This window comes from Rhizomicrobium sp., from assembly GCA_037200985.1.
GTDB lineage: Bacteria > Pseudomonadota > Alphaproteobacteria > Micropepsales > Micropepsaceae > Rhizomicrobium.
This window is the reverse complement of the sequence record JBBCGJ010000001.1, coordinates 4,429,348-4,454,400: the sequence shown is the minus strand read 5'-3', so window position 1 is coordinate 4,454,400 and position 25,053 is coordinate 4,429,348. Positions and strand designations below refer to the sequence as shown.

Annotated in this window: 25 protein-coding genes; 12 read left to right on the top strand and 13 right to left on the bottom strand. The window is 66.8% G+C overall.

Annotated elements, in window-relative coordinates; all coding sequences use genetic code 11:
* Positions 1 to 219 precede the first annotated feature (219 nt).
* Positions 220 to 1,197, top strand: a complete 978-nt coding sequence (locus WDN01_21840; GenBank protein MEJ0028676.1) for a hypothetical protein — start codon at positions 220 to 222, stop codon at positions 1,195 to 1,197.
* Positions 1,198 to 1,430: 233 nt separating this feature from the next.
* Here the strand turns inward: WDN01_21840 and WDN01_21835 are convergent, their stop codons facing one another.
* Positions 1,431 to 2,504 (bottom strand): hypothetical protein, encoded by a 1,074-nt coding sequence (locus WDN01_21835; GenBank protein MEJ0028675.1) that lies wholly within the window; start codon positions 2,502 to 2,504, stop codon positions 1,431 to 1,433.
* 248 nt (positions 2,505 to 2,752) lie between these two features.
* Between WDN01_21835 and WDN01_21830 the strand changes: the two genes are divergently transcribed.
* Positions 2,753 to 3,445, top strand: coding sequence for an MBL fold metallo-hydrolase (locus WDN01_21830; protein ID MEJ0028674.1), 693 nt, complete (start codon positions 2,753 to 2,755; stop codon positions 3,443 to 3,445).
* Between the two features lie 133 nt (positions 3,446 to 3,578).
* Here WDN01_21830 and WDN01_21825 read toward each other — a convergent pair whose 3' ends face one another.
* Together WDN01_21825 and WDN01_21820 are read right to left on the bottom strand one after the other, a co-directional pair.
* Positions 3,579 to 4,439: an enoyl-CoA hydratase-related protein gene (locus tag WDN01_21825; GenBank protein MEJ0028673.1), complete on the bottom strand. Its 861-nt coding sequence runs from the start codon at positions 4,437 to 4,439 to the stop codon at positions 3,579 to 3,581.
* Positions 4,440 to 4,519: 80 nt separating this feature from the next.
* Positions 4,520 to 5,422, bottom strand: coding sequence for an SDR family oxidoreductase (locus tag WDN01_21820; protein ID MEJ0028672.1), 903 nt, complete (start codon positions 5,420 to 5,422; stop codon positions 4,520 to 4,522).
* Between the two features lie 83 nt (positions 5,423 to 5,505).
* Between WDN01_21820 and WDN01_21815 the strand changes: the two genes are divergently transcribed.
* From WDN01_21815 to WDN01_21800, 4 genes are all read left to right on the top strand, one after another.
* A complete protein-coding gene (locus tag WDN01_21815; GenBank protein MEJ0028671.1) occupies positions 5,506 to 5,952 on the top strand; it encodes a hypothetical protein in 447 nt (148 codons plus the stop codon).
* 8 nt (positions 5,953 to 5,960) lie between these two features.
* Positions 5,961 to 6,548: a TetR family transcriptional regulator gene (locus WDN01_21810; protein MEJ0028670.1), complete on the top strand. Its 588-nt coding sequence runs from the start codon at positions 5,961 to 5,963 to the stop codon at positions 6,546 to 6,548.
* A gap of 96 nt (positions 6,549 to 6,644) precedes the next feature.
* Complete coding sequence (locus WDN01_21805) at positions 6,645 to 8,729, top strand: 3-hydroxyacyl-CoA dehydrogenase NAD-binding domain-containing protein (GenBank protein ID MEJ0028669.1); 2,085 nt, start codon at positions 6,645 to 6,647, stop codon at positions 8,727 to 8,729.
* Between the two features lie 82 nt (positions 8,730 to 8,811).
* Positions 8,812 to 9,603 carry an alpha/beta hydrolase gene (locus WDN01_21800; GenBank protein ID MEJ0028668.1) on the top strand — a complete coding sequence of 264 codons (792 nt, stop codon included), beginning with the start codon at positions 8,812 to 8,814 and terminating at the stop codon, positions 9,601 to 9,603.
* 3 nt (positions 9,604 to 9,606) lie between these two features.
* On the opposite strand, the gene WDN01_21795 is transcribed toward WDN01_21800, so the two are convergent.
* Together WDN01_21795 and WDN01_21790 are read right to left on the bottom strand one after the other, a co-directional pair.
* Positions 9,607 to 10,134 (bottom strand): GNAT family N-acetyltransferase, encoded by a 528-nt coding sequence (locus tag WDN01_21795; GenBank protein ID MEJ0028667.1) that lies wholly within the window; start codon positions 10,132 to 10,134, stop codon positions 9,607 to 9,609.
* Positions 10,131 to 10,508 (bottom strand): DUF1778 domain-containing protein, encoded by a 378-nt coding sequence (locus WDN01_21790; GenBank protein MEJ0028666.1) that lies wholly within the window; start codon positions 10,506 to 10,508, stop codon positions 10,131 to 10,133. The genes WDN01_21795 and WDN01_21790 overlap by 4 nt, the downstream gene beginning before the upstream one ends.
* Here WDN01_21790 and WDN01_21785 point away from each other — a divergent pair.
* The gene (locus WDN01_21785) at positions 10,507 to 11,136 is read left to right on the top strand and encodes a MarC family protein (protein ID MEJ0028665.1); all 630 of its coding nucleotides are present in this window, start codon (positions 10,507 to 10,509) and stop codon (positions 11,134 to 11,136) included. The two genes, WDN01_21790 and WDN01_21785, sit on opposite strands and share 2 nt — an antisense overlap.
* 155 nt (positions 11,137 to 11,291) lie before the next feature.
* Positions 11,292 to 12,761 carry an AMP-binding protein gene (locus tag WDN01_21780; protein ID MEJ0028664.1) on the top strand — a complete coding sequence of 490 codons (1,470 nt, stop codon included), beginning with the start codon at positions 11,292 to 11,294 and terminating at the stop codon, positions 12,759 to 12,761.
* 142 nt (positions 12,762 to 12,903) lie between these two features.
* Here the strand turns inward: WDN01_21780 and WDN01_21775 are convergent, their stop codons facing one another.
* Positions 12,904 to 13,662, bottom strand: coding sequence for a Coq4 family protein (locus WDN01_21775; GenBank protein ID MEJ0028663.1), 759 nt, complete (start codon positions 13,660 to 13,662; stop codon positions 12,904 to 12,906).
* 69 nt (positions 13,663 to 13,731) lie between these two features.
* On the opposite strand from WDN01_21775, the gene WDN01_21770 reads away from it, so the two are divergent.
* The 3 genes from WDN01_21770 to ligD are packed head-to-tail and all read left to right on the top strand — an operon-like array spanning position 13,732 to position 16,935.
* Entirely contained in the window at positions 13,732 to 14,334 is a 603-nt protein-coding gene (locus WDN01_21770) for a TetR/AcrR family transcriptional regulator (GenBank protein ID MEJ0028662.1), read from the top strand.
* A 13-nt stretch (positions 14,335 to 14,347) separates the two neighbouring features.
* Positions 14,348 to 15,049, top strand: coding sequence for a DNA polymerase ligase N-terminal domain-containing protein (locus WDN01_21765; protein MEJ0028661.1), 702 nt, complete (start codon positions 14,348 to 14,350; stop codon positions 15,047 to 15,049).
* A 5-nt stretch (positions 15,050 to 15,054) separates the two neighbouring features.
* Positions 15,055 to 16,935 carry a DNA ligase D gene (gene ligD / locus WDN01_21760; protein ID MEJ0028660.1) on the top strand — a complete coding sequence of 627 codons (1,881 nt, stop codon included), beginning with the start codon at positions 15,055 to 15,057 and terminating at the stop codon, positions 16,933 to 16,935.
* A 27-nt stretch (positions 16,936 to 16,962) separates the two neighbouring features.
* On the opposite strand, the gene WDN01_21755 is transcribed toward ligD, so the two are convergent.
* The 7 genes from WDN01_21755 to WDN01_21725 form a co-directional block, all read right to left on the bottom strand.
* Entirely contained in the window at positions 16,963 to 17,847 is an 885-nt protein-coding gene (locus tag WDN01_21755) for a Ku protein (protein ID MEJ0028659.1), read from the bottom strand.
* A 109-nt stretch (positions 17,848 to 17,956) separates the two neighbouring features.
* Positions 17,957 to 18,196: a hypothetical protein gene (locus WDN01_21750; protein ID MEJ0028658.1), complete on the bottom strand. Its 240-nt coding sequence runs from the start codon at positions 18,194 to 18,196 to the stop codon at positions 17,957 to 17,959.
* 101 nt (positions 18,197 to 18,297) lie between these two features.
* Positions 18,298 to 19,236, bottom strand: coding sequence for a nitronate monooxygenase (locus WDN01_21745; protein MEJ0028657.1), 939 nt, complete (start codon positions 19,234 to 19,236; stop codon positions 18,298 to 18,300).
* Positions 19,233 to 20,714 carry an MFS transporter gene (locus WDN01_21740; protein MEJ0028656.1) on the bottom strand — a complete coding sequence of 494 codons (1,482 nt, stop codon included), beginning with the start codon at positions 20,712 to 20,714 and terminating at the stop codon, positions 19,233 to 19,235. The genes WDN01_21745 and WDN01_21740 overlap by 4 nt, the downstream gene beginning before the upstream one ends.
* Positions 20,715 to 20,718: 4 nt before the next feature.
* The gene (locus WDN01_21735) at positions 20,719 to 21,828 is read right to left on the bottom strand and encodes a glycoside hydrolase family 172 protein (protein ID MEJ0028655.1); all 1,110 of its coding nucleotides are present in this window, start codon (positions 21,826 to 21,828) and stop codon (positions 20,719 to 20,721) included.
* 225 nt (positions 21,829 to 22,053) lie between these two features.
* Complete coding sequence (locus WDN01_21730) at positions 22,054 to 22,878, bottom strand: amidohydrolase family protein (protein MEJ0028654.1); 825 nt, start codon at positions 22,876 to 22,878, stop codon at positions 22,054 to 22,056.
* Complete coding sequence (locus tag WDN01_21725; GenBank protein MEJ0028653.1) at positions 22,875 to 23,309, bottom strand: RbsD/FucU domain-containing protein; 435 nt, start codon at positions 23,307 to 23,309, stop codon at positions 22,875 to 22,877. Before WDN01_21725 ends, WDN01_21730 begins: the two co-directional genes overlap by 4 nt.
* 105 nt (positions 23,310 to 23,414) lie before the next feature.
* On the opposite strand from WDN01_21725, the gene WDN01_21720 reads away from it, so the two are divergent.
* Positions 23,415 to 24,941, top strand: a complete 1,527-nt coding sequence (locus tag WDN01_21720; GenBank protein ID MEJ0028652.1) for an altronate dehydratase family protein — start codon at positions 23,415 to 23,417, stop codon at positions 24,939 to 24,941.
* Positions 24,942 to 25,053 lie beyond the last annotated feature (112 nt).

The window sequence follows — 25,053 nt, the reverse complement described above, 5'->3', positions numbered from 1 at the left end:
GGTCCGCGAACCTGCACTCAAGGGTGGGCAATGACAGGAATTTCTCCTGCGAGAGGGGTCTACCGGCTGGCGTTGCCGAAAGACAAACCAGCGGCCCTATCGCGGAACGGTCACCGCTATTCCTCCCGGATACGGGCCAGCCGAAGGCACGCGGATCGGCATCGCTTGAACACGCAAACGGCTTGATGCGATGGTTGCCCGTCAGCGGGGCGGGGCGTGATGACTGATCAGCAGGAATCCGGCAAGGCAGCGAAGCCGAGCGAGCCGTTCGCTGCCGATGTCGGCGGGTTGTTCGTGACAGTCGTCACGGCGTTTCAACCCTACTTTTACTTCAGCATCGTCATCCTCGTCGTGTCCGGTATCGTGCTTGCCGTTTCGGCGCTCGCTCCGTCATTTCTGCCGAACGCACTCCGGCGACACAGGTTACGCGTCGCCATCTACAGTGTTGCCGTGGTGCTTCTCTCGGGGGTTCCCGTGTTCGGCTCCAGCCGAAGCGATCTTCCGGAATCGGCCATCGACGTGCTGAGGGGAATTCGCGAAAACACCGGCCATCTCAGCCAAGGCGTCGATCGAGCCAACGAAACTCTCGGCGACATCGACAAGAAGATGGACAATGTCGGGAAGGAGACCAGCGACGATCCGCGGAAGGAGATAGCCAACCTCGGCATGCACTGGTCGCGCGACGATTTCATCAGCGCCGTGAGGGACGGCGATACGCGCGGCGTCCTCCTTTTTCAGGCCGGAGGCATGAAGCTCGACAAGTCGGGCCTTTGGGGCTTCCTGGTCGATTTCGAGCCCGGTGAAACAGGTCTTCCCGATGCGTTCCTTTTCAACGACGACGTTGCCAAAGCGCTCCTTGTGCACAAGGGCGTCGCCGCGGATGCATGCAGATTTGAAGATACGTTGATCGACCATTTGACGGATAAGGAGTTCAACAGCTTCTACGAAAATCCCCAGCGCGTCGAATTTATAAAGGAGCTGTGCGGAGCAGAGTTGCTGCGCAAGAACCTGGACGCCGCCATCGATACGAAGAGCGAATTGATGTCGCGAGAAAAAGCGGCAGCCGATGATTCCATTGCGTTTCGGAAAGCGAATCCGTATGCCCCGCTGGGCTTGTCGTTCAACAGTCCGGAACTCGTCTACAACAGACTGCAGCGCGAGGTGGAAAGGCTGAAAAAGCTGCGGAACAGTATCTAACGGCGGGGGAACCACGGGTTTCGCACGGGGTCGTCGACACGACCGTGCGGAAAGCGATGGCGCAGATCGGCGCGACAATCAGAGAGCGCCGCCGCGACGGCGCCGATGACGTAGGTGTCCAGGGGCATTCGAGGACTCCGCAGCCGCGACTCAGCACGCATGCGTTGCGTGGAATCCCGGTCGTGCGCTTTGCCGCGCGCGGCCTTCGGCGAGTTTTCAACGGGATTTGCGCGTCAGAACTTGATGCGCGCCCGGCTCAAGAGCGAGACGGCGTTGGCGCCGTTCTGGCCGGCATAGTTCATCTGGAACGAAGCGTTGGTCTGAAGCGCCAGCGAACCGTCCAGGAAGCTCGTGACATAGCCGATCTCGACGTCGGTCTCCTGCGCGGCGCCGATCTGCTCCAGCAGATGGTTGCGCGCGAAGAAGGACGGCGCGGCGCCGGCATTGCCGGGCATGACCACGAACTCGCCCTGGCCAAGCGCGGGACGGCTGACCGCGACGCCCAGCGCGTCGTCGCCGAACAAGCCGTTCTTGGCGATGGCGATGCCGTAGGCGTGGGTGCGCAGCGAATCCGCCGGGCCGAACGCCGGCGCGACGCCCGCCTTCACGTCGAGCTGGCTGATGCCTTCGCTGAACGATGCCGTGGTGCTCCAGCCTCCGCCGAGGCGCACCCGCGCGGAAAGGCCGAGCGCGGTGGTGTTGGCGGTGGCGCCCGGCGCCGCATTGCCGAGGATGCCGTCGCGCTCCATCACGTTGGAGGCGGTGAGCCCGAAGCTCGCCCATTTGGACGCGTCCCAGGACACGCCGGCGATCAGCGCGTCTGCGCTGCGCTGTGCGAAGGGCGCCGGTTCGGCGAGCCGGACGGCCGCGGTCGTGGCGTTGGGCGCGTAAGTCGAGGCACCGGCGACGACGCTCTGCAGGCCGGCGCTGACGCGCAGATTCTTGGACAGCGTGGCCGCGGCGCCGAAGAAATTGCCGCCGCCGGCGAGCGCGGCATAGGGCACGCCGGACGACGATGCGGAGATGAACAATCCGTCGAAGGCATGGGCGTTCGACATGTCGACGGGGGCGATGCGGCCGGCCAGGTCGACCTTGCCGCCGACCTCGAGCGCGATGCCGTCGAGCAGCGCCACGCTGGTCGCGCCATCGGCCGGCGCGGGACGCGCATCCGGGACCGGGCCATAGGACAGTTCGGGAAGCGAAAGGGCGATCGGCTCGAACACCGGCGCGGACGCATGCGCGGCGCCCGCGGTGAGCGCAAGCGCTCCCGCGGCAGCGCAAAGTGCGCGGCGCAGCGATCCGTTCATGACACCTTCGATCCCACTCTGACCTTCCGGTCCTCGCCAACTTAACAGCGTGACGCTTACTTTTCCACCAAACTCCGGCGTTTTCCTGGCTTTTATGCCAGTTGTTGCGCCATGGTTACGCTATCTACTCGCGAGGCCATGGCGTAATTAAGTTACAAACACGACATGCGTCCGGATTGGTAATTGTTCCAGGGACTTGCCGAGCGGCGCCATGGACCTCGCCGGCCGGAGCCTTTATCTCAAATGGCATGGAACAGACCCCGATCAAGGCCGCGATCCTGCCGGTCACCCCCTACCAGCAGAATTGCTCGGTGGTGTGGTGCACGCGCACCAGGCGCGGCGCGGTGATCGATCCGGGCGGGGAGCTCGACCGGATCAAGGCGACGCTGGCCCAGGAGGGGATCACGCTGGAGAAGGTGCTGCTGACGCACGGCCATCTCGACCATGCGAGCGGGGCGGCCCGGCTGGCGCGGGAGTTCGGCGTGCCCATCGAGGGGCCGCATCGCGACGACCAGTACCTGCTCGACGAACTGGGGCGCAACGCCAAGCGGCCGGGCTTTGCCGAGGCCGAAAACTGCACCCCGACGCGCTGGCTCGAGGACGGCGACACGGTGACGGTGGGCGAGGCGGTGCTCGGCGTGCGGCATTGCCCGGGGCACACGCCGGGCCATGTCGTGTTCTTCCATGCGGGCGCGAAGGTCGCGTTCGTCGGCGACGTGCTGTTCGCGGGCTCGGTCGGGCGGACGGATTTTCCGCGCGGCAATCACCAGCAGCTGATCGATTCGATCACCCAGCGGCTCTGGCCGCTCGGCAACGACATGCATTTCGTGCCCGGCCACGGCCCGATGTCGACTTTCGGCCGCGAGCGCCAGACCAACGGCTATGTCGCCGACGAGGCGCTGGAGTTGTTGCGGGAGATCGGGCCGAAGCAGCCATATTGAATGCTGGGGGCGTGACCCCAACACATGCTGTCATTCCCGCGAAGGCGGGAATCCAGTCGCGTCGCTCTCCCGATTTCTGGATGCCCGCCTGCGCGGGCATGACAGCGCTTGTTAAGAGCGCCGTGCACCAAGGTCACCGTCCCGCCGGCTTGTAACTCTTCGGCCAGCCGGCCGAGACCTTGCCGGGGAAGTTCGGTTTGCGTTTTTCCAGGAAGGCGGCGACGCCTTCCTTCACATCGGGGCCGGCGCCGAGCTCGACGCTCAAGGGGCCGTCCATCGCGATCAGATCGGAAGGATCGGTCTGCGCCGAATATTGCCACAGCATGTGGCGCGTCAGCGCGAGCGAGACCGCGGAGGTGTTCTCGATCATCTCGGCCGCAATGGCGCGGGCGCGGGCGAGAAGCTCGCCGGGCGCCGCGATCTCGCTGACGAGGCCGCCTTCCCTGGCTTCCTCAGGCCCGAAGACGCGGCCGGAGAGGCACCAGCGCAAAGCCTGCTGCAGGCCGACGAGGCGCGGCAGGAACCAGGCGCTGCCGGCCTCCGGCACCAGGCCGCGGCGGGCGAAGACGAAACCGAATTTCGCTTCGGAGGATGCGATGCGGATGTCCATGGGCAGCGTCAGCGTGATGCCGACGCCGACCGCCGGGCCGTTGATCGCGGCGATGGAGGGCTTCCTACAATTGTAGATCGCGCCGATGAAGCCGCCTCTCTTGCGGCCTGCCGCTTCGCCCGAAGCCGGTTGGAACATTGCGGCGCTGCCGGACTTGGTGTCGAACGCGCTGGCGCCGCCCGAGATGTCCGCGCCGGCACAGAAGCCCCTGCCCGCGCCGGTGACGATCACGACGCGCACGGCATCGTCGGCATCGGCGGCGAGAAACGCGTGTTCGAGCTCGCTGCCCATGGTCGCGGTGTAGGCGTTGAGCTTGTCCGGACGGTTGAGCGTGACGGTCGCGATCCCGTCCTTCACTTCGTAGACGATATGTTCGTAAGCCATGGCGGACCTCCCGGATTTTTCCGAAAGGATAGACCGCCCGCGCCACAAGGAAAGCGTTCCGCCACGGCAGCGAAGGCGGGTTATGCGAAGCTTGCGCCCGTCAGCTTTTCCGACACGTCCCACAGCCGCGCAGCGACCTCGGGGTCGCGGGCGCGCCGCGACAGGCGGGCCAGGCCGGGCGGGCCGTTCAATCCGAAGAATTTCTGCGGACCGTAATAGGCCGATGGCTTGGCATCCGGCGAGGTCGCGGCGAAAAGCTGCGGCAATGCGCCGTCCGCCGCGGGCTGGAGAAGCCACTTGCTGGTGGCGGCCATCCAGCCGCCGGTCCCCGGTCCGTTCGGGATCAACTCCGTGGCGGCGCCGCCGGGATGCGCGGCGTCGCTCAGGATGTTCCAGCCCTTGGCATCGCTGCGGCGCTGTAATTCAAGTGCGAAAAGCAGATTGGCGAGCTTGGATTGCCCATAGGCGCGGTTGGGGGAATAGCGCCGGACCGCCTGGAGATCGTCGAACCGGATCCTGCCGATATAATGCGCATGGCTGCTGACCGTCACGACGCGCGGATGCCGCGCCCCGCGCAGCAGCGGGAGCAGCCGCGCGGTCAGGGCGAAATGGCCGAGATGGTTGGTGCCGAACTGCATCTCGAAGCCATCGACGGTCTCGCGCCGCGTCGGAAAGGCCATCACGCCGGCATTGTTCACGAGGAGATCGAGCGGCCGTCCTTGCGCGTTCATCCGCGCGGCGAAGGCGGCGACGGATTTGAGGTCGGCGAGATCGAGAGCTTCGAAAACGACCTTCGCGCCCGGCGCGGCGGCGCTGATCTTCGCGACCGATTGGGCGCCCTTGGCGGGGTTGCGGCCGGCGAGCACGATCTCGGCGCCGTGGCGGGCAAGCTCCAGCGCGGTCTCGTAGCCGAGCCCGCCCGTGCCGGTGACGACGGCGTAGCGGCCCGACAGGTCGGGAATATCGGCGGCTGTCCAGGGCATGGGGCGATCCTTCGGCGTTGCCGCGATGATATATGCACCGAGTGCAAATTTGCAAGAAGGGCAAAAATCCCTAGGCTGCCGGCATGACGATGCGCACCGAAATCGCCTGGACGACCGACCCGCAGGGACTGCTGCTGGGCGCTCGCTATCATGACGGAAATCTGTGTGACTTCGGATTTTCAGGAGATGGCATATTCCGGTTCGGCATCGCGCCTGTCGGCGGCGGACGCACGGAGATCGTGCTCCGGAACGTGCGTCATTTCGGGTTTCAGGACTTCGTCGATGGCGGCATCCTGAACGACATCCGCATCCATCGTCTCGGCGCGATGCCGGAGTTGCTCTGGGACGCGGATGACAATCCGTGGCGCGTTCTGTTCTGTTATCTCCATGATGTCGACCGCATTCGCCCCGTCGCCGCACAGCTTATCGCGGCGGAGCCGGATATGATGCTGGTCTCGATCGACGGGTCATTCGGCGGCAACTTCGCCGCGCTGTGCGGCGCGGTGGCCGTGTTCGGCGAGACGCCGTGAGGACCGGGTTGCCTCCGGGCGCTGGCCACCGCGAGCGCAAGCGGGCCGAGACGCGGGCGCGGATCATCGAGAGTGCGCTCAAGCTGTTCGTCAAGCGCGGCTTCGACGGCACGACGCTCGACGACATCGCCGCTGCCGCCGGCATCTCGCGGCGCACCTTCTTCCACTATTTCGAATCCAAGGAAGACCTCGCCTTCGCCTGGCTCGATTCGACCAGCGACGACATCGTGGCGGCGGCGACGCGCGAGCGCGCCGACCAGCCGCTCCTCGCCATCGCGGCCAACGCCATCGCCGCCTGCGCCACGCCGTATGGCCGCGACGAGGCCTTCGCGCTGGCCCGGCTGGTGAACGAGACGCCGGCGCTGAAGGACCGCAGCCAGATGAAATACGGGCGGCTGGAAGAGGCGCTGGCCGCGGCGCTCGCGGCGCGCAAGGGCCTCAAGAAGGACGACCTCAAGGCGCGGCTGGCGGCGATGACGGCGGTCGGCGCGCTGCGCGTCGCCTCGCAGCGCTGGTACGAGAGCGGCGGCAAGGAGGACATGGCGGCGTTCTCGCGCCGCATCGCAAAGGCGCTGGCGGCCGCGCTGGCGGAATAGCGACGCTGCGTCAGCTTGGGAAACGACTCGACTTCCGTCCCCCGCCCTGATTTTTTGTCGGCCGCCGAACATCCAGAAACCACCGGGAGCAGCGCCATGACGGCCATCAATTCCGTGACCGACTTTTCCAAGGACGGCGAGATCGGCGTGATCACGCTGAACTCCCCGCCGGTCAACGCGCTGTCGGCGAATGTCCGCGACGGGCTGTTCGGCGGCTTCCAGGCGGCGATCGAAGATCCTGAGGTCAAGGCCATCGTGCTGATCTGCGAGGGCCGCACCTTCATCGCCGGCGCCGACATCTCCGAATTCGGCGGCGCCATGAAGGGCGCCTCGCTATTCGACGTGCAGGCGATGATGGAGGACAGCCCGAAGCCGGTGATCGCGGCGATCCACGGCACCGCGCTGGGCGGCGGGCTCGAGGTCGCGCTGTGCGCGCATTACCGCGTCGCGAGCCCAAGCGCGCGCTGCGGCCTGCCGGAGGTCAATCTCGGCCTGCTGCCGGGCGCGGGCGGCACCCAACGCCTGCCGCGCATCGCCGGCGTGGAGAAGGCGCTGGAGATGGTGACGAGCGGCAGCCATGTGCCGGCCAAGGAATGCCTCGCCATGGGGCTGGTCGACGCGCTGGCCGACGAGGGCAAGCTGAAGGAGGGCGCCATCGCCTTCGCGCGGAAGGTGCTGGCCGAGAACAAGCCGCTGGTGAAGGTGCGCGACAACAACACCAAGACCGACGCGGCCAAGGGCCGTCCGGAGATCTTCGCGAATTTCCGCAAGGCGAATGCGCGCAAATTCCGCGGCTTCAAGGCGCCCGAAGCCAACATCCAGTGCATCGAAGCGGCGGTGAACCTGCCCTTCGAGGACGGGCTCAAGGTCGAGCGCAAGCTGTTCATCGAGGTGATGACCGGGCCGCAATCGGCGGCGCAGCGCTATTACTTCTTCGCCGAACGCCAGGCGAACAAGATTCCCGACGTGCCGGACGACACCAAGCTCATCCCGATCAAGAAGGTGGGCATCATCGGCGCCGGGACGATGGGCGGCGGCATCGCGATGAACTTCGTCAATGCCGGCATTCCGGTGACCATCGTGGAGGTCAAGCAGGACGCGCTGGACCGCGGCCTCAAAGTCGTGCGCGGCAATTACGAGCGCAGCGCCAAGAACGGCCGCTTCCCGCTGTCGGAGGTCGACAAGCGCATGGCGATGTTCACCGGCTCGCTCGACATGTCCGCGCTCGCCGATTGCGACCTCGTGATCGAGGCGGTGTTCGAGCGCATGGACATCAAGAAAGACATCTTCACCAGGCTCGACGCCATCGTGAAGCCGGGCGCCATCCTGGCGACCAACACCTCGGGCCTCGACATCGACGAGATCGCGAGCGTGACCAAGCGCCCGGAAGCCGTCATCGGCCTGCACTTCTTCTCGCCGGCCAATGTGATGAAGCTCTTGGAGATCGTGCGCGCCGATCACACTTCGAAGGAGGCGATCGCGACCTCGATGAAGCTCGCCAAGACGATCGGCAAGATCGCGGTGCTGGTAGGCGTGTGCCCGGGCTTCGTCGGCAACCGCATCCTGGGCGCGCGCGGGCGCGAGGCGCAGAAGATGGTGCTGGAAGGCGCGATGCCGTGGGATATCGACCGCGTGCTCTACGATTTCGGCTTTCCGATGGGGCCGTTCGCGATGAGCGACCTCGCCGGCCTCGACATCGGCTGGGTGAAGGAGAAGAGCCATGGCGAGACCATCCGCGACGTCCTGTGCGAGGCGGACCGCCGCGGCCAGAAGACCGGCGCCGGCTATTACGACTACGACCCGGAAACGCGTGCCGCCAAGCCGAGCCCGGTGACGGAGAAGATCATCCGCGATTTCGTCGCCAAGTCGGGCAAGAACCCGCGCACGATTCCGGACGACGAGATTTTGGAACGCTGCCTCTATCCGATGATCAATGAGGGCGCGAAGATTCTCGAGGAGAAGAAGGCGATCCGCCCCAGCGACATCGATGTGGTGTGGGTGAACGGCTATGGCTGGCCGGTCTATCGCGGCGGCCCGATGTTCTTCGCCGACCAGATCGGCCTCGACAAGGTGCTCGCCAAGCTGAAGGAATTCCAGGCGACGATGGGCGATGCGTTCAAGCCCGCGGCACTGCTGGAGACGCTGGCGGCCGAGGGCAAGAAGTTCGCCGACCTGCGGTGAGGCGTCGTACGCTCTTCGCCTCGTCTTACCTGTCAGAAGGCGGTCCGGCATCACGATCCGGACGGCCGCATCGGAGAACACCATGCCATTCGTAACGGCCGGCGACATCGACATCTATTACGAGCGGGCGGGCAGCGGGCCGCGGCTGCTGTTCATTTCCGGCTCGGGTTCCGATCTTCGGATGAAGCCCAGTCCGATGGACGGGCCGTTTCCCAAGGCGTTCGATATCCTGTCCTACGACCAGCGCGGGCTGGGGCAGACCTCCAAGCCGGACGTGCCCTATTCCATGGCCGACTATGCCGACGATGCGGCGCGGCTGATGGACGCCGTCGGCTGGGCGAGTGCGCGGGTGATCGGCCTGTCGTTCGGCGGGATGGTGGCGCAGGAATTCGTGCTCCGGCATCCTGCGAAGGTCGAGCGGCTGGTGCTCGGCTGCACCTCGCCGGGCGGGGCGGGCGGCGCGTCCTTTGCGCTCCACGAGCTGGAGGAACTGGACCGCGTGGAGCGGGCGCGGCGCCTCATCCCCGTCTACGACACGCGGCGCGACGCGGCCTGGCAGAAAGCCAATCCGGACATGTACGAGCAGTTCGTCGCCGCGACCGATCCATACGCCGGCGAGCCCGGCCATGCGATGGGCGCGCGCCGCCAGGTCGAAGCCCGGTCGCATCACGACACCTATGACCGGTTGGCGCAGATCGCGTGTCCCGTGATGATCGCGGCGGGCCGCTATGACGGCGTCGCGCTGCCGGCGACGCAGGAGAAGATGGCGGCGCGGATCGCGGGATCGGTGCTGCGGTTCTACGAGGGCGGCCACATGTTCATCCTCCAGGACCGCGCCGCGCTGCCGGACATGGTGGAATTCCTCAAGGGGTGAATGTCATCGACCCGGCGCAGCGCGCGCCAGGGCTTGCGCGACGGTGTCGAGCGGAAGAACCAGACGAAGAGGTTCGTCGAGCAATCGCAACGCGCCGAAACGCAGATACCATCGGGCGGCAGCGTCGTCCTTGGCGTCAATCGCGAGCGCGATGCCGCCCACCTCGGCGGCGACCGCCAGACATCGCTCGCCGGCCGCGAGCAGAAGGTCGGCGCCCAGGCCCTGGCCTTGCGCCGAACGATCGACGGCCAGGCGCCCGAGCCGAAAAACCGGCACCTCATAGCGCCCGAGGCCGCGCGCCATCCTTGGCGGAACGCTGGCAAACGCGACGGCGCCGGGGCTGATCGTGTAGTAGCCGAGAACGCGGTTCGGCTCATCGGGGGCGACCGCCAGGAACGTCTTGGCGCCGCCGCTCTCGTGGTTCTGCCGGGCGAAGCGCATGAGATAGTCGTTCAGCGCCGCGACTCCGCAGTCGAACCGCCTGCGATCATGCTGCTTGCCGATGGCCGTCTCATGCCAGGCAACGCTCACTTGCGCAGCAAGCGCCTGCGCGCGGCGGCCAACAGAGCGGGCGTCGGCTTGGGCGGATTCTCGAGAAGCTTCAGAACCCGTGCGGAATCGCGTTCCGACAGCGCAATCCGCTCCGACCGCTCCACGACCTCGCGCGCGGCCGGCATGACACGGCGCATGATGAAGCTCGTCACGTCCAGACGTTCCTCGGCGGCCGCGGCGACCAGCAGGCGCTTTTCTTCCTTGCTGGCGCGCAGTTCGATGCGGTCGTCGCGGATGGCAGTGGGGCCGGCCATGTGTGGTATCTCCAAGGCTGAACCTAGCGTACGGACGCCGTACGTGCAAGCACGGCGGCCCTTGCCGGGCGCCGCGACGACGGATATGGGCTCCGCCATGTTCCATCTCTTTCCCACCGCTTTCGCCACGCTGTTCGTCGCCGTCGGGCCGGTCGAGGTCGGGTCCATGTTCCTGGCGCTGACCGCCGGCATGGCGAAGGCCGAGCGGCGCAACACCGCCATCGTCTCGGCCATCGTGTCGGCGGTGGTGTTGACGGCCTTCGCGCTCGGCGGCGTCCAGCTCCTGGACCTGATCGGCGTCGGCCTGCCCGCCTTCCGCACCGCAGGCGGCGTGCTGCTGCTCATGGTGGCGGCGGACCTCCTCCTGGCGCAGCATTCGGCGATCTCCTCCATCACGCCGACCGAGGCGAACGAGGCGCAGAGCCATGAGACCGACGTCGCGGTCTTCCCGCTCGCCATTCCGCTGACCGCCGGGCCGGGCAGCATGACGGCGGTGGTGCTTCTGATGGGCAAGACGCATGGACCGCTGGACGCCGCCGCCGTGCTGGCGGCGCTGGGCGCGATCATCCTTTTGACCTTCCTGGCGATGCTGGCGTCGGACCGGCTGATGCGGGTGCTGCGCAAGACCGGCGCCGCGGTCATCGCGCGCGTCTCCGGCGTGCTGCTGGCGGCGCTGGCGATGCAGTTCATCTTCGACGGGCTCAGCGACAGCGGGCTGTTCCGTTAATGGGATTCACGCGGAGGCGCGGAGTCGCGGAGGTTCGTGACGAACTCCGCGTCTCCGCGGCTCCGCGTGAGATTGTTGGCGCCTCGCGCCGCAGCGGATTTGACTCGCGCGGTGCCCGCCGTAACGATGCGGCAAAATCGATAACGGGCGGAATCATGTCGGCAGCGGGCGTCGAAGCCATCTCCATCGGTGCGCGGCTGGCGGAGATCGCGGCGCAGAAGCCGGACGCGCCCGCAATCACCTCGCAGGATGTGACGCTGACCTGGGCCGAACTGCATCGGCGCTCCAACCGGATGGCGCGCGGCCTTCTGGCTAAGGGCGTCGGCCACGGCGATTTCCTGACCATCGCGCTGCCCAATGGCGTGCCCTTCGTCGAGGTCTGCTATGCCTGCTGGAAGATCGGCGCGGTGCCGCAGCCGGTGTCGTCGCGCCTGCCGGCAAGCGAACTGGCCGCGATCGTCGAGCTCGCCGATGCGCCCATCGTGGTCAGCGATACGCCGCTGGCCTCGCCAAGGCCGGTGGTGTCGAGCGGCGAATTGCTGGCGGCCTCCGCCGACGAGAGCGACCTGCCCGACGCGGTCTCGCCGTCCTGGAAGGCGCCGACCAGCGGCGGCTCGACCGGGCGGCCCAAGCTGATCGTCTCGGGCACCGCGGGCCTGACGGCCAAGGGCGGCGGGGCGACGAGCTTCTGGCGCCACACCGCCGATACGGTGGCGCTGATGCCCGGGCCGCTCTATCACAACGGGCCGTTCGCCAATGTCTTCGGCGCGCTGAACGCCGGCGCGCATGTCATCGTGATGCCGAAATTCGACGCCGAGGCGACGCTCCGCGAGATCGAGCGCCATCGCGCGAACTGGATCTATCTGGTGCCGACGATGATGAGCCGGATCTGGCGGCTGCCCAACCGCACGGATTTCGACGTCTCCAGCCTCAAGACCGTGTGGCATCTCGCGGCGCCCTGCCCGCCGCTTCTGAAGGAGCAATGGATCGAATGGCTGGGCGCCGACGCGATCTGGGAGCTCTATGGCGGCACCGAGGCGCAGGCCGCGACGACGATTTCCGGGCCCGAATGGCTGACCCATCGCGACTCGGTCGGCCGGGTGATGCCGGGCGGCGAGATGAAGGCGTTCGACGCGCAGGGCCGGGCGCTGCCGCCGGGCGAGACCGGCGAGATCTATATGCGCCACGATCCCAGCCTGCCGCCGACCTATCGCTATGTCGGGGCGGAGGCGCGCACCCTGCCCGGCGGCTGGGAGAGCATCGGCGATATCGGCTGGTTCGACGAAGAGGGCTATCTCTATCTCGCCGACCGGCGCACCGACATGATCCTGGTCGGCGGCGCCAATGTCTATCCGGCGGAGATCGAGGCGGCGCTGGACGAGCATCCGCTGGTCGCGTCGAGCGCGGTGATCGGGCTGCCGCATGAGGAGCTGGGCAACCTTGTGCACGCGATCGTGCAGCCGCGGCCGGGGCTCGATATCGAGGAGCTGAAGCGGCATCTGGCGGAGCGGCTGGTGATCTACAAGCAGCCGCGCAGCTTCGAGCTGGTGGACGAGAACGTTCGCGACGACGCGGGAAAGGTGCGGCGCACGGCGCTGCGCGATGCGCGGGTGAAGAAGGGTTGAGCGGCGCGATTGAAGTTCGCTGCATTCAACAATGGCAACAACAACAGGTGTCATCCGCCGCGAATGCGGCGGACCCAGTTGAAACCGACTGAGCAGATGTCACCTGGGTGGCCCGCATTCGCGGGCCATGACAACTTTTTTGCTACGACGCCGAGGCCGTTGCTGCCAACGCAGACGGCGCGGTCTCCATCGCCTTGAGGCGCTGATATTCCACCGGCTCCGCGATCTTGAGCCGCGCGCGGGCGGCGTCGAGCGGTTCGGCGAACAGCTTCTCGATGTCCTCGCCATGCAGCCAGGCGGCGTCGCGGCCATGGGTATAGCCCTCCCACACGGCGCGGGCGACGAGGCGGCCCTGCGGCTCGCGCAGGTTGTCGAGCACACCCATCGCCGCGATGAAGCCCCAGCCGAGACCTTTGGTCTGCGCATAGGAGAAGGCGACGAGGCAGAGCTCGCCCAAGGGATCGTCGGCCTGATAGCCGGTCAGCACGTGCCAGATATCGTGGATGTCGCGCTCGCGCCGGCCGAACCAGGCATAGGGATGCGCGACGAAAGCGGCGCCGTGGACCTGCTCGCCGACCTCTTTCAGGCCGGCGGCCGAGAAGCCGGTCTTCTCCAGGAAGGCGCGATAGGCGGCGCCGACCGTGCCCGGCGCGAAGCCGCGCAGGAAGTCCGGATCCATGAACTTGTCGACCAGCTCGACCCGCTCATAGGCGATGCGGCCGCCTTCGGCGGTCTGGAGCAGCCTGTTATAATTGCGGGCCGTTACGCTGCCGTTGAGGGCGCGCATGATCAGGAAGACCTGGGCAGTGTCGTTGGGCTCGGCGATCAGCGCACGGATGGCGTGAAACGCGCCCTTCCAGTCGCGGCGGGGGTTCAGGTCCAGGGTGGGAACGTCGGCCATGGCGGAACCTCGATCTGACTATCTGACAATCTTGATTATCAGATAGTCAGATGGCATCCCGGAGTCAAGATGGCGACCCTGGAAAAAGAACGCCGCCGCTATGGCGGGGCGAGTTTCGCGGACCGGCAGTCCGAACGCCGCGAACGGCTGATCGGGGCCGCGATCGACGTGTTCGGGCGGGCGGGTCGCGACGGCGCGACGGTGGCGGCGATCTGCGCCGAGGCGGGGCTGACGGCGCGCTATTTCTACGAATCCTTCCCGAGCCGCGACGCCCTGTTCCTGGAAGCCTATGGCGCGGTGCAGCGCGAATTGCTGGCGCGGCTCGCCGCGGCGGTCGATCCGGCCGATCCGGTGAAGAGCGCCCTGACCGGATTCTTCGCCGCCCTGGCCGAGCATCCGGGGCCGGCGCGGGTCTTCCTGCTCGACGCCCATGGCCGCGAGCCGGCGATGCAGGCGGCGGGGCAGGAGACGGCGACGCGGCTGGTGCAGCTCTTCGCGCCCCGGACGCGCACCGTGCTGGCGTCCGCCGGCGTGCTGGGCGCGGTGATCGACATCGCCCGGGCCTGGATCGAGCGCGGCTTCGCCGAGCCGGTCGAGGAGGTCGTGGCGACCGCCCTGCCCTTCGCGCAGGCGGCGGCCGGCAAGGCGCTGGGAACTTCCACCGGACCGTGACAGTTTCCGCTTCATGGCCGGACTATCCACTTACTATGCCAAGCGCGATTTCGGGATCACGCGCGAGCCGCGCGGCAAGGTCGCCAAGGGCAAGGGCAAGTCGCGCTTCGTCATCCAGCGCCATGCCGCGACGCGGCTGCATTACGACCTGCGCCTCGAACTGGACGGGGTCTACAAATCCTGGGCGGTGACCAAGACGCCGTCGCTCGATCCGGCGGTGAAGCGGCTGGCGGTCGAGGTCGAGGATCATCCCATCGAATACGGCACCTTCGAGGGCACGATCCCGGAAGGCCAGTATGGCGGCGGCACGGTGCAGCTCTGGGACCGCGGGACGTGGAGCCCGCAGGGCGACGATCCGGAAGGCGAGCTGAAAGCCGGGCACCTGAAATTCGTCATGGACGGCGAGCGGATGAAGGGCAAATGGGCGCTGGTCCGCATGCGCGACGATCCGCGCCGGCCGGGCGCCAAGGTCCGCCACAACTGGCTGCTCATCAAGGAGATCGACGACGAGGCCAAGCGCGGCAGGGCGGGCGATGCGCTCGCCAAGGACGTGACCTCGGTGGCGACCGGCCGCACGCTGGACGAGATCGCGGCGAAATCGACCAAGGTGTGGAATTCCAACCGCTCGGTCGACGAGAACGTGAAGGCGCTGAAGAAGACGGCGAAGAAGCCCCCCGCTAAAAAAAAGAGTCGGCCGACGAAGCGCCGCGCGTGACGCGGATGCCCGATTTCGTGGCGCCGCAACTGGCGCAACTGGTCGAGGCGCCGCCCTCGGCCGAGAACTGGGTGCATGAGGTCAAGTTCGACGGTTATCGCCTGCAGATGCGGGTCGAGAAGGGCCGCGCGGTGCTGCGCACCCGCAAGGGGCTCGACTGGACCGACCGGTTTCCCGAGATCGCGGCGGACGGGGCCAGGCTTCCCGATTGCCTGATCGACGGCGAGATCTGCGCCCTCAATGCGGAAGGCGCGGCGGATTTCGGCGCGCTGCAGCTTGCGCTGTCGGAAGGTAAAACCGGCGATCTGGTGTTCTTCCTGTTCGACTGCCTGTTCGCGGCCGGGCGCGACCTGCGCAAGCTGCCGCTGTCGGCGCGCAAGGAAGCGCTCCAGGAGGTCCTGAAGCACGCCAGGAACAGCAGGCGGCTGCGCTTCGTGCCGCATTTCACGAGCCATGGCGACGCGATGCTGGAAGCGGCGTGCAAGATGGACATGGAGGGCATCATATCCAAGCGGCTGGACGCGCCCTATGTGTCGGGCCGCGCCGGGTCGTGGACGAAATCGAAATGCCGCGGCGGACAGGAAGTGGTGATCGGCGGCTGGCGCGGCGACGCCGGCACGCTGCGCTCGCTCATGGTCGGCACGCATCAGGACGGCAAGCTGGTCTATCGCGGGCGCGTCGGCACCGGCTACACCGCGGCGGTCGCCGCCGACCTCTTGAAGAAGCTGAAGCCGCTCCGGCGCGACAAGCCGGCCTTCGCCGCCGCGCCGCGCGCGCCGGATTTGAACTGGGTCGAGCCGAAACTCGTGGCCGAGATCGAGTACGAGAACGTGACGTCGGACGGGCTGTTCCGCCAGGCGGCGTTCAAGGGCCTGCGCGCCGACAAGCCGGCGGATGCGGTGACGATCGAAATCCCGGCGGACGCGCCGGCAAAGGAGAAAAAGGCGATGGCGGCGAAGGTTGCGCGCGCGGCGGCGAAGCCCGCGAAGGACCCTGCAAAAGACAATGTCGTGCTTGGCGTGACGATCAGCCATCCCGAAAAGGCGCTGTGGCCGAAATCGAAGGCGGGGCCGGCGGTGACCAAGCTCGACCTGGCGAACTACATCGCGGCAGCGGCGGAGCGCATGCTGCCGCATATCCGGGACCGGCCGATCTCCATCGTGCGCACGCCGGAGGGGATCGCGGGCGAGACGTTCTACCAGCGCCATGCGCTCAAAGGCACGCAGGTGCCGATGCTGGCGATCAGGGTCGAAGGGGAGAAGGACCCCTATCTCGGCGTCGACAGCGCCGCGGCGCTGGTGGCACTGGCGCAGCAGGCGGTGACGGAGATCCATCCCTGGGGCTCGAAGGCGGGCGATCCGGAGACGCCGGAGCGGATCATCCTCGATCTCGATCCGGCGCCGGATATCGGCTTCGACCGCGTCGTCGAGGGCGCGCAGGAATTGAGGAAGCGGCTCGGCGCACTCGGCTTCGAGCCGTTCGTGAAGACGACGGGCGGCAAGGGGCTGCATGTCGTGATCGCGATCCGGAACGCGACCTGGCCCGAGGCGAAGGCCTTCGCCAAGGCGATGGCGACCGGGCTCGAAGAGGACATGCCGGAGCGCTACACCACGACTATCGCCAAGAAGGCGCGGACGGGGAAGATCTTCGTCGACTATCTGCGCAACGACCGCACCTCGACCGGCGTGGCGCCGTGGAGCACGCGGGCGCGCGAGGGCTGCCCCATCGCGGTGCCGATCGCCTGGGCCCAGGTGAAGAAGGGGCTCGATCCCAAGGCGTTCAACATCCGCACCATCGCGCCGCTGCTGAAGAAGGCCGATCCCTGGGCGGAATTGGCGAAGAGCGCCAAGGCGCTGGGTCCGGCGATGAAGAAGTTGGGAATCTGATTCACCGCCCCGCAAGCGGGGGGTGCTTCAGGAGCGCGCCCGCTTCTTCGTATTCGTGTTCGCCGGGGCGCCCTTGTGCTTCAGGCTCTTGCGCAAGGCTTCCATCAGGTCGATCACGTTGGTGTCTTCCACCGGCTCTGACTTGACCGGCTTCTGGCCCTTCTCCTTGCGGCGGATCAGCTCGCGCAGCGCCTTCTCGTAGCGGTCCTCGAACATCGAGGGATCGAAATCGCCCTCCTGCTGCTCTATGATCTTCTCCGCGATCTCCACCATCTTCTTGTCGGAGCGCGTGGCGGGGATGTCGCCGAAGACGGATTTGGGATCGATCACCTCGTCGGCGTTGCGCAGCGTATAGGCCACGATGCCCTTGTCGCGCGGCTCCAGCGCCACCATGCGCTCGCGCGTGTGCATCACGACGCGGCCGATGGCGATGCGGCCGGCCTGCTCCAGCGCGTCGCGGATCACGGTGTAGGCCTCGGTCCCCGTCTTGCCGTCGGGCACCAGGTAATAGGGATCGTTCCAATAGAGCCGGTCGATCTCGCCGGCGTCGACGAAGCGCTCGATGTCGATGGTCTTGGTGGTTTCGAGGCGGACGTCCTGAAGCTCCTCGTTGCTGACGATGACGTATTTGTTCTTCTCGATCTCATAGCCCTTGACCAGATCCTTGCGCTCGACCGGGCCGGTGTCGGGGTCGGTCGGGATCATGCGGATGCGGTTGTTGGTCTTGGGATTCAGCATGTGGAAGGAGATGTCGTTGGTGCGCGTGGTGGCGCCGAACAGGGCTACGGGGCAGGAGACCAGCGACAGCCGCAGATGCCCCTGCCAGGCCGGGCGCCCGCCGCCGCGGCGGGCATGGGCGGCGTGCGCCGGCGCCTCGTGTGCCTTCGCCCTGGTCTTCTTGCGCGTCGTCATGGAAGTTCCTTTCGCCGCCGGAATCGGAAACGTCGGCGGCGGCGATTGTATCCGGAAGTAATCCTCGCGCCCACGCCACAGCGGCGACGGTGTGTCCATTGTCGGAACCCTAAATCTTGTTTGGATTGAGCCCCGCCTTGATCAGTCGGGGAGCAATCTTACGCATCTTTGTAAACTCTGTGCCGAAGGCTGGACCAATATCCATTGCGGTACAAAATTCCTTACCAGTCACATTTTGAAACTCATCGGCGTACTTGATCACTTGCAGATGCAATTCTGCGACGTAGTCATTCCGTGGCGCGGACACGATGGCTGCTTTGATGTTCTTAATTGCGTGCGAAAAGCTCATGATGAATCTCCCTTTTGACAGAGAATGATATCAAAGCACAATTAATCGTGCAACGTGCTTTGTGCATATTTTTAAGCGAAGGGCTATTATTTGTCTTATCCTCAACCGTAAGCCTTCGCAGCCCTCACAATCGTGGCGTGGAATTCGGCGATCGTCTCGTCGATCACCTGTTTGACCGGCTTGATGTCGTGGATGCGGCCGGCGACCTGGCCGGAGAGCGCGATGGAGGCCTCCATGTCGCCGCCGAAATAGAGGTCGGTGGCCTTGCCGAACTCCGCCATGATGTTGGGCGGCGGTTCCTTCTCGATGCGGGCGGTCTTCTCGGTGCGCAGCGCGCGCAGCGCCGGGCCGGGGCCGAAGCGGTTGAGGAACAGCGTGTCGGTCTCCGCCGCCGCCAGGATCGCATTCTTCCAGTTCGCATGCACCGGCGATTCCGCCGACGAGACCATGCGGGTGCCCATCTGGATGCCCTCGGCGCCCAGCAGGAAAGCCGCCGCCATGGTGCGGCCGTCGACCATGCCGCCGGCGGCGATGACCGGGACGTCGACGCTCTCGCAAACCAGCGGGAGCAGGACCATCGACGCGACCTCGTTGGGATTCTTGAAGCCGCCGCCCTCGCCGCCCTCCACCACCAGTCCGTCGACGCCGCAATCCACGGCGCGCAGCGCGGCCTTCAGCGACGGCACGACATGGAAGACGGTGAGGCCGGCGGCCTTCAGGGGCGCGACGATCTTCCGCGGATCGCCGGCCGAGGTGGTGACGAATTTCACGCCCTGGTCGATGATGAAGTTCACGATGCCCGGATCGCGCACGAAGGCGAGCGCGACGTTCACGCCGAAGGGCTTCGTGGTGAGCGCGCGCATCTTGGCGATCTCGCCCCTGACCGCGTCGAGCTCGCCCGACGAGGTCTCGATGATGCCCATGCCGCCGGCGTTGGAGACGGCGGAGGCGAGCTGGGAGCGCGCGATCCACCCCATCGGCGCCTGCACGATGGGGTACTCGACGCCGAGCAGTTCGGTGATGCGGTTCCGTATCTTCATGGCAGGTTCCCCGGTACTGGAAATTTGTCGGCGACGACTTCGATCACGCCGGCGCGGCGCGCGACGAGTTCGCGCTGGATGCGGGCGTGCTCGTGGCGGTCGATGCGATAGAACCAGTTCACGCCGATGCAGACGAGCGTCATCGCGGCGGGCGCGACGCCGAAGACGAGGCCGAGATCGGTCACCGTCGCCGGGCTCAGATGGACGGCGTCGCCGCCCTTGGTCGCGATATCGACGGGAAAGTGGATGAGATCGAGGGCGACGCCCGCGAGGAAACTGCCGATGCCGGTGGCGGCCTTGGCCGAGAACGTCGTGCCGGAGAAGTAGAGGCCCTCGCGCCGCGCCCCGAACAGGAGTTCGTGCTCGTCGGCGGCATCGGCCATCATCGACTGGAAGCTGATCGCCAGCACCGTGACCGCGCCATAGACCAGCACGTTGTTGATCGCGAGCAGCGTGACGAGCAGCGGCCCGCCCTCGGGCAAGACGCCCCAGATGCGCAAGAGCGGCATGCCGGCCTGGGCGAGGCAGATATAGGCGAGGCTCCACAGCGTCATGGTGCGCTTTTCGACATGCGGGCCCAGAAGGGCGACGATGGGTATGCCGACCAGAAGGCCGAGCGCGGCGAGGATCGACAGGAGCTGGATGGAATCGACGCTCAGCTTCCAGAAGAACTTGTTGCCGTGCAGGTTGAGCGCCGCGGCGGTGCCTTGCGCCACGAAGAAGATCAGCACGGTGACGAAGAGGATCAGGAAAGAGCGGTTGCGGAAGACCTCGGGCAGCTCGCGCGCCAGGCGGCGCAGCGGATGGTCGTCGCTGGGCACGGTCTTGTGCAGGCGGCCGATGGAGCCGAGCGTGCCGAACGCCGCCAGCGCGCCGAACGCGCAGAGGATGACGGCGCAGGTCCAGCCGAAGGGGATATAGGCGGCACGGTCGAACAGGCCGTTCTTGCCCGCCAGGAACACGCCATAGCCGAGCACGATGGGAACGATGGTCGCCGGCACGCTGAAAAAGGAGCGCCAGGCGATGATCCGCGAGCGCTCGATATAGTCGTCGCTCAACTCGGCGCCGAGCGCGATGTAGGGCACGACATAGGCGGAGAGGCCGAAGCGCAGCAGGAGCGCCATCGCCGTGACGTAGACGAAGAGCGCGATGCCGCCGAGACCCGAGGGCACGGTGAAGAGCATGCCGAGGCCGACCAGCATCGCGGGAAAGCTCGCGAACATGTAGAGGTGGCGGCGGCCCCAGCGCGAACTTGTATTGTCCGACAGCGAGCCGATGAAGGGGTCGACGAAGGCGTCGACCGCGAGCGCGGCGAACAGCGAGGCGCCGGTCAGCGAGCCGGACAGGCCGCAGACCGCGGTCAGATAGAACAGCAGGAAGGTGGCAAGGGCGGTGTTGCTGATGCTGTCGACGAACTGGCCGATGCCGTAGACGGCCTTGGTGGCGAGCGGAAGCTTCGAGGAATCCCGGTCGGACATGCGCTCAGATCACTTCCAGATAGTCGCGGTCGGGAAGCGCGGGGAACGGCGCGGTGGGGAGCGTCTGGTACCAATAGGCGACGGAGGCGATGTCGTCCTGCAGCGGCAGGTATTGGCGGTCCTTATGCGTGCGCCAGCCGAGCGCCTGGATGGTGATGCGCAGGTCGCTTTCGAAGCGCACCGGGTCCATCACATGGAAACGGTACATCCCGAAGCGGGTCTGTGATTTGTAGACGCCGTCGGGGCGGATTACCTGCGGCAGGCCGGCATAGGGGGTGGTGAACTCGACATAGGCCGAGCCCCTGTCGCGTTCGACGATGCCGGGGTCGAAGTCGAAGGCGCCGCAGAAATAATCCTCGGTGCCGGTGCCGCAGATGGTGGGGAAATCACGGTCGCCGTCGAGATAGAACTTGATCTCGCCCTCGCCCCACCAGCCGGCGTTGTTGACGCCCCAGGCCATGTAGGTACCGGCGTAGTGGCCCCGGCCGGTCACGCCGTCGAGGATGGTGTAGACCTCCTTGTACGGCAGCGGATTGGCGCGGCGGAACTGGGCGTGGAAATAGGCGCAGTCGTCGGGCACGTCGGTCAGCGTGTAGTTGATCTGGTAGTAGAGGATCAGCTTTTCGTCGGAGAGGTTCGTCATCGCGAAGCGCGCGCGCCTGCGGAACGGCATCTCCCAGTAGCAGTTGAAGGCGCGGCCGGGATTGACGCAGACGGGCAGCGCGCTCACCTGCGCGAAACGCTCCCAGCCGACGCAGAAGAAATCGCCGGTCGGGCATTCGATGGAGGGCTGCTCCTGGTCGTCCCAGAAGGCGCGCAGGATGGCGTGGCGCCATTTGCCGCCGGCCATGGTCATCCAGATCTGCTGGATGGCGCCCGCCTCTTCGATATTCGCCAGTTCGCGCGTCTCGCCGGGTTCGATGACGATATAGGGCGAGATCTTCCAGCCCTGGCCGAGGCCGCGCGCCGCATGGGCGGCGGGGCCATCGACGGCCATGCCGCCCCGGCCTTTTTCGCCGGAGAAATTTTCCGGAGAGATCGATCGTGTCTTGGCGGCGCTAAGCCGCGAGAGATTGCCAAGATGCAGGCCGAGGCCGTTGAAGGGGCGCGTCATATGTTCCTCAAACCCGGTGGCGTTCGCGAGCGTATTTCCTCCCCCGCTGTTGCGGGGGCTTCGTAGCGACAGCGTACGAAGGCCAGGTGAGCGACAGCGAACCTGGCAGGGTGGCACGCCGAAGCGCAGCGGAGGCGTGACGGAGGGGGCCCGCCCCGTCGTGCCCCCTCCACCGCTTCGCGGTCCCCCTCCCCCGCAACAGCGGGGGAGGAAAAAAGAGAGCAATCACTCGGCCACTCCATAAAATCGCGCCGCCGTGGTGCCGAAGATGGCTTCGCGGTCGGACGGCGACGTCAGCGCGACGCAGGCGCCCAGCCAGGACGCATAGTCGCCGGTTTCGTTCAGCACCGGCCAGTCGCTGCCCCACATCAGCCGTTCGGGGCCGAAGGACTCCAGAAGCACGTCGACGTAAGGCTTCAACGTCTGCGCCGTCCAGCCGGGTCCGGCCTCGCTCGCGAGGCCCGAGAGCTTGCAATAGGCGTTGGTCTCCGCCGCGATGTGGCGGATATAGGGCTTCCAGACCTCGAGCCCGCCCTTGGCGATGTCGGGCTTGGCGCCGTGGTCGATGACGACGGCGAGATCGGGATAGCGGTCGATCAGCTCCGCCAGCGCGGGCAGATGGCGCGGCCGCACCAGCGCGTCGAAGCGCAGCTTGCCGCGCTGCATGGCGTCGAACACCCGCGCGAAGGCGGGCCGCAGAATCCACTCGCCGTCCGCGATGTCCTGGAGCATGGGGCGCAGGCCCATGAGCTTGGGGTTGGCGCAAAGCCGCGCGATGCGGGTGGGCGCGTCGGGCGCCTCGAAATCGATCCAGCCGACCACGGCGGCGACGAAGGGCGCCGCGCGGGCCAGTTCGAGAAGATAATGCGTCTCCTCCTCGCTCGGCGCGGCCTGGACGAGGACGGTCCTGTCGATCTTCGCCGCGTTCAGCAGCGGCGCCAGGTCGGCGGGCAGAAAGTCGCGCGCGATCTTCGGATGGTCCTTGGGCGTGAGCCAGCCATAGTCGCCGCGGTCGATGCGCCAGAAATGCTGGTGCGCGTCGATCCTCATCCGCGGACCACGCCCTTCTTGAGGATCAGATTGCCGTAGAGCCGCGTCTCGCCCGTGGCGACGACGGCGAAGGCTTTCTTCGCGCGCTCATAGAAGGCGAAGCGCTCGATGGCTTCGATGGGGCCTTCATACCCTTCGCGCGCGAGCGCCGACATGAATTGACGGGTGATGGCCGGAACGTCATCCGGCTTCTCGACCACGGCCATGCGGAAGGCGGCGGCGGGCACGAAACCGTCCAGCGGCAGGACGGACACGATGGCGGCGACCATGCGCGGCGCGTCCACGCCGTCGGCGCGGATCAGGCGGCCGCCGGTCGCGGTGGACTCGGCCGGGAAGTTCGCGTCCGCGATCACGATCTCATCGCCATGGCCCATGCCGCGCAGGATGGCGAGCAGGCCCGGCCCTAAGAGGGGATCGATACCCTTCAACATGCCGCTTCGTTCCCTGAATGCCGCCGCTTTTGCGGCCGTCTGGCCTGACGCTTGCGGGGATAGTAAGTATCGGACGCCGCGGCCCGCAAGCGCGAAGGAACCGATGTGTCCGATGTTCTCACCAAGGATGCCGTAACGGTACGCCTGCACAGGGGCGACAATGTCGTCGTCGCGGTCGGCCGCATCGCGCCGGGCACGCGGGTCGCTTCGGAGACCGTCACGGCACGCGAGTCCGTCCCCTCCGGCCACAAGATCGCGACGCGCGCGATCGCGGCCGGCGAGGCGGTGCGCAAATACGGCCAGGTGATCGGCGCGGCGACGATGGAGATCGCGCCGGGCGCGCATGTCCATGTCCACAATCTCGCCGTCTCCGATTTGCGCAACGCGGTCGCGCCGGCGCCGCCCTGGCATCGCGACGAGCCGGCGCGCAGCTTCCTGGGCTATCGCCGCCATGACGGGCGCGCCGGCGTGCGGAACTATATCGGCATCCTGACGAGCGTGAACTGCTCGGCGACCGTGGCGCGGCACATCGCCGAAGCGGCCGAGCGCAGCGGCCTGCTGCAGGGCTTCGACCATGTCGACGGCATCGTGCCGATCACCCATGCCAGCGGCTGCGGCATGGCGGGATCGGGCGAAGGCTTCGACATCCTGCGCCGCACCCTGTGGGGCACCGCGGCCAATCCGAATTTCGGCGCGATCCTCTTGGTCGGGCTCGGCTGCGAGGTGATCCAGATCGACCGGCTGAAGGCCGATTACGGCCTGGCCGAGAGCGATGCCTTCCACGCTTACACGATCCAGGACGTCGGCGGCACAAGGCGCGCCATCGAGGAGGGGTTGGAGCGGCTGAAGGCGATCCTGCCCAGGCTCGACAAGGCGCGGCGCACCGAGGTGCCCGCCAGCGAACTGGTGCTGGGCCTGCAATGCGGCGGATCGGATGCGTGGTCGGGCGTGACCTCCAACCCGGCGCTGGGTAATGCCAGCGACCGGCTGGCGGCGCTGGGCGCCACCGTCATTCTTTCGGAGACGCCGGAAATCTACGGCGCCGAGCATCTGCTCTATGCCCGCGCCAAAGCACCGGAGGTGTCGGCGAAGCTGCGCGCGCGGCTCGACTGGTGGGAGCACTACACGAAAATCCACGACATGGAGATGAACAACAATCCCTCGCCGGGCAACAAGGCGGGCGGGCTGACGACCATCCTGGAGAAATCGCTGGGCGCGGTGGCGAAGGCCGGAACCTCGCCGCTGAACGCGGTCGTGGAATACGCCGCGCCGATCCCCGAGCGCGGCCTGGTGTTCATGGACTCGCCGGGCTTCGATCCGTGCAGCGCGACCGGCCAGGTCGCCTCGGGCGCCACGCTGATCGCGTTTACCACCGGGCGCGGCTCGGCCTATGGCTGCAAGCCTTCGCCGTCGATCAAGCTCGCCTCCAACAGCGCGATCTACGAGCGGATGAAGGAAGACATCGACATCGATTGCGGTCCGATCGCGTCGGGCGCCGCGACGGTGGAGGAGAAGGGCGCGGAGGTGCTCGACCTGCTGCTGGCGGTCGCGTCGGGAACCAAGAGCAAGAGCGAGGAACTTGGTTACGGCGGAACGGAGTTCGTTCCCTGGCAGATCGGCGCGGTGATGTAGACGGCTCTCTTGCAGTGCGGCCAAAGGAATTGGGCCGCTCGGGGGCGTAGACGGTCCGCGAATATTCGCGTTAACCTGCCCCGGCGGCGGAAGGCCGAAGGCATTCGGGGGG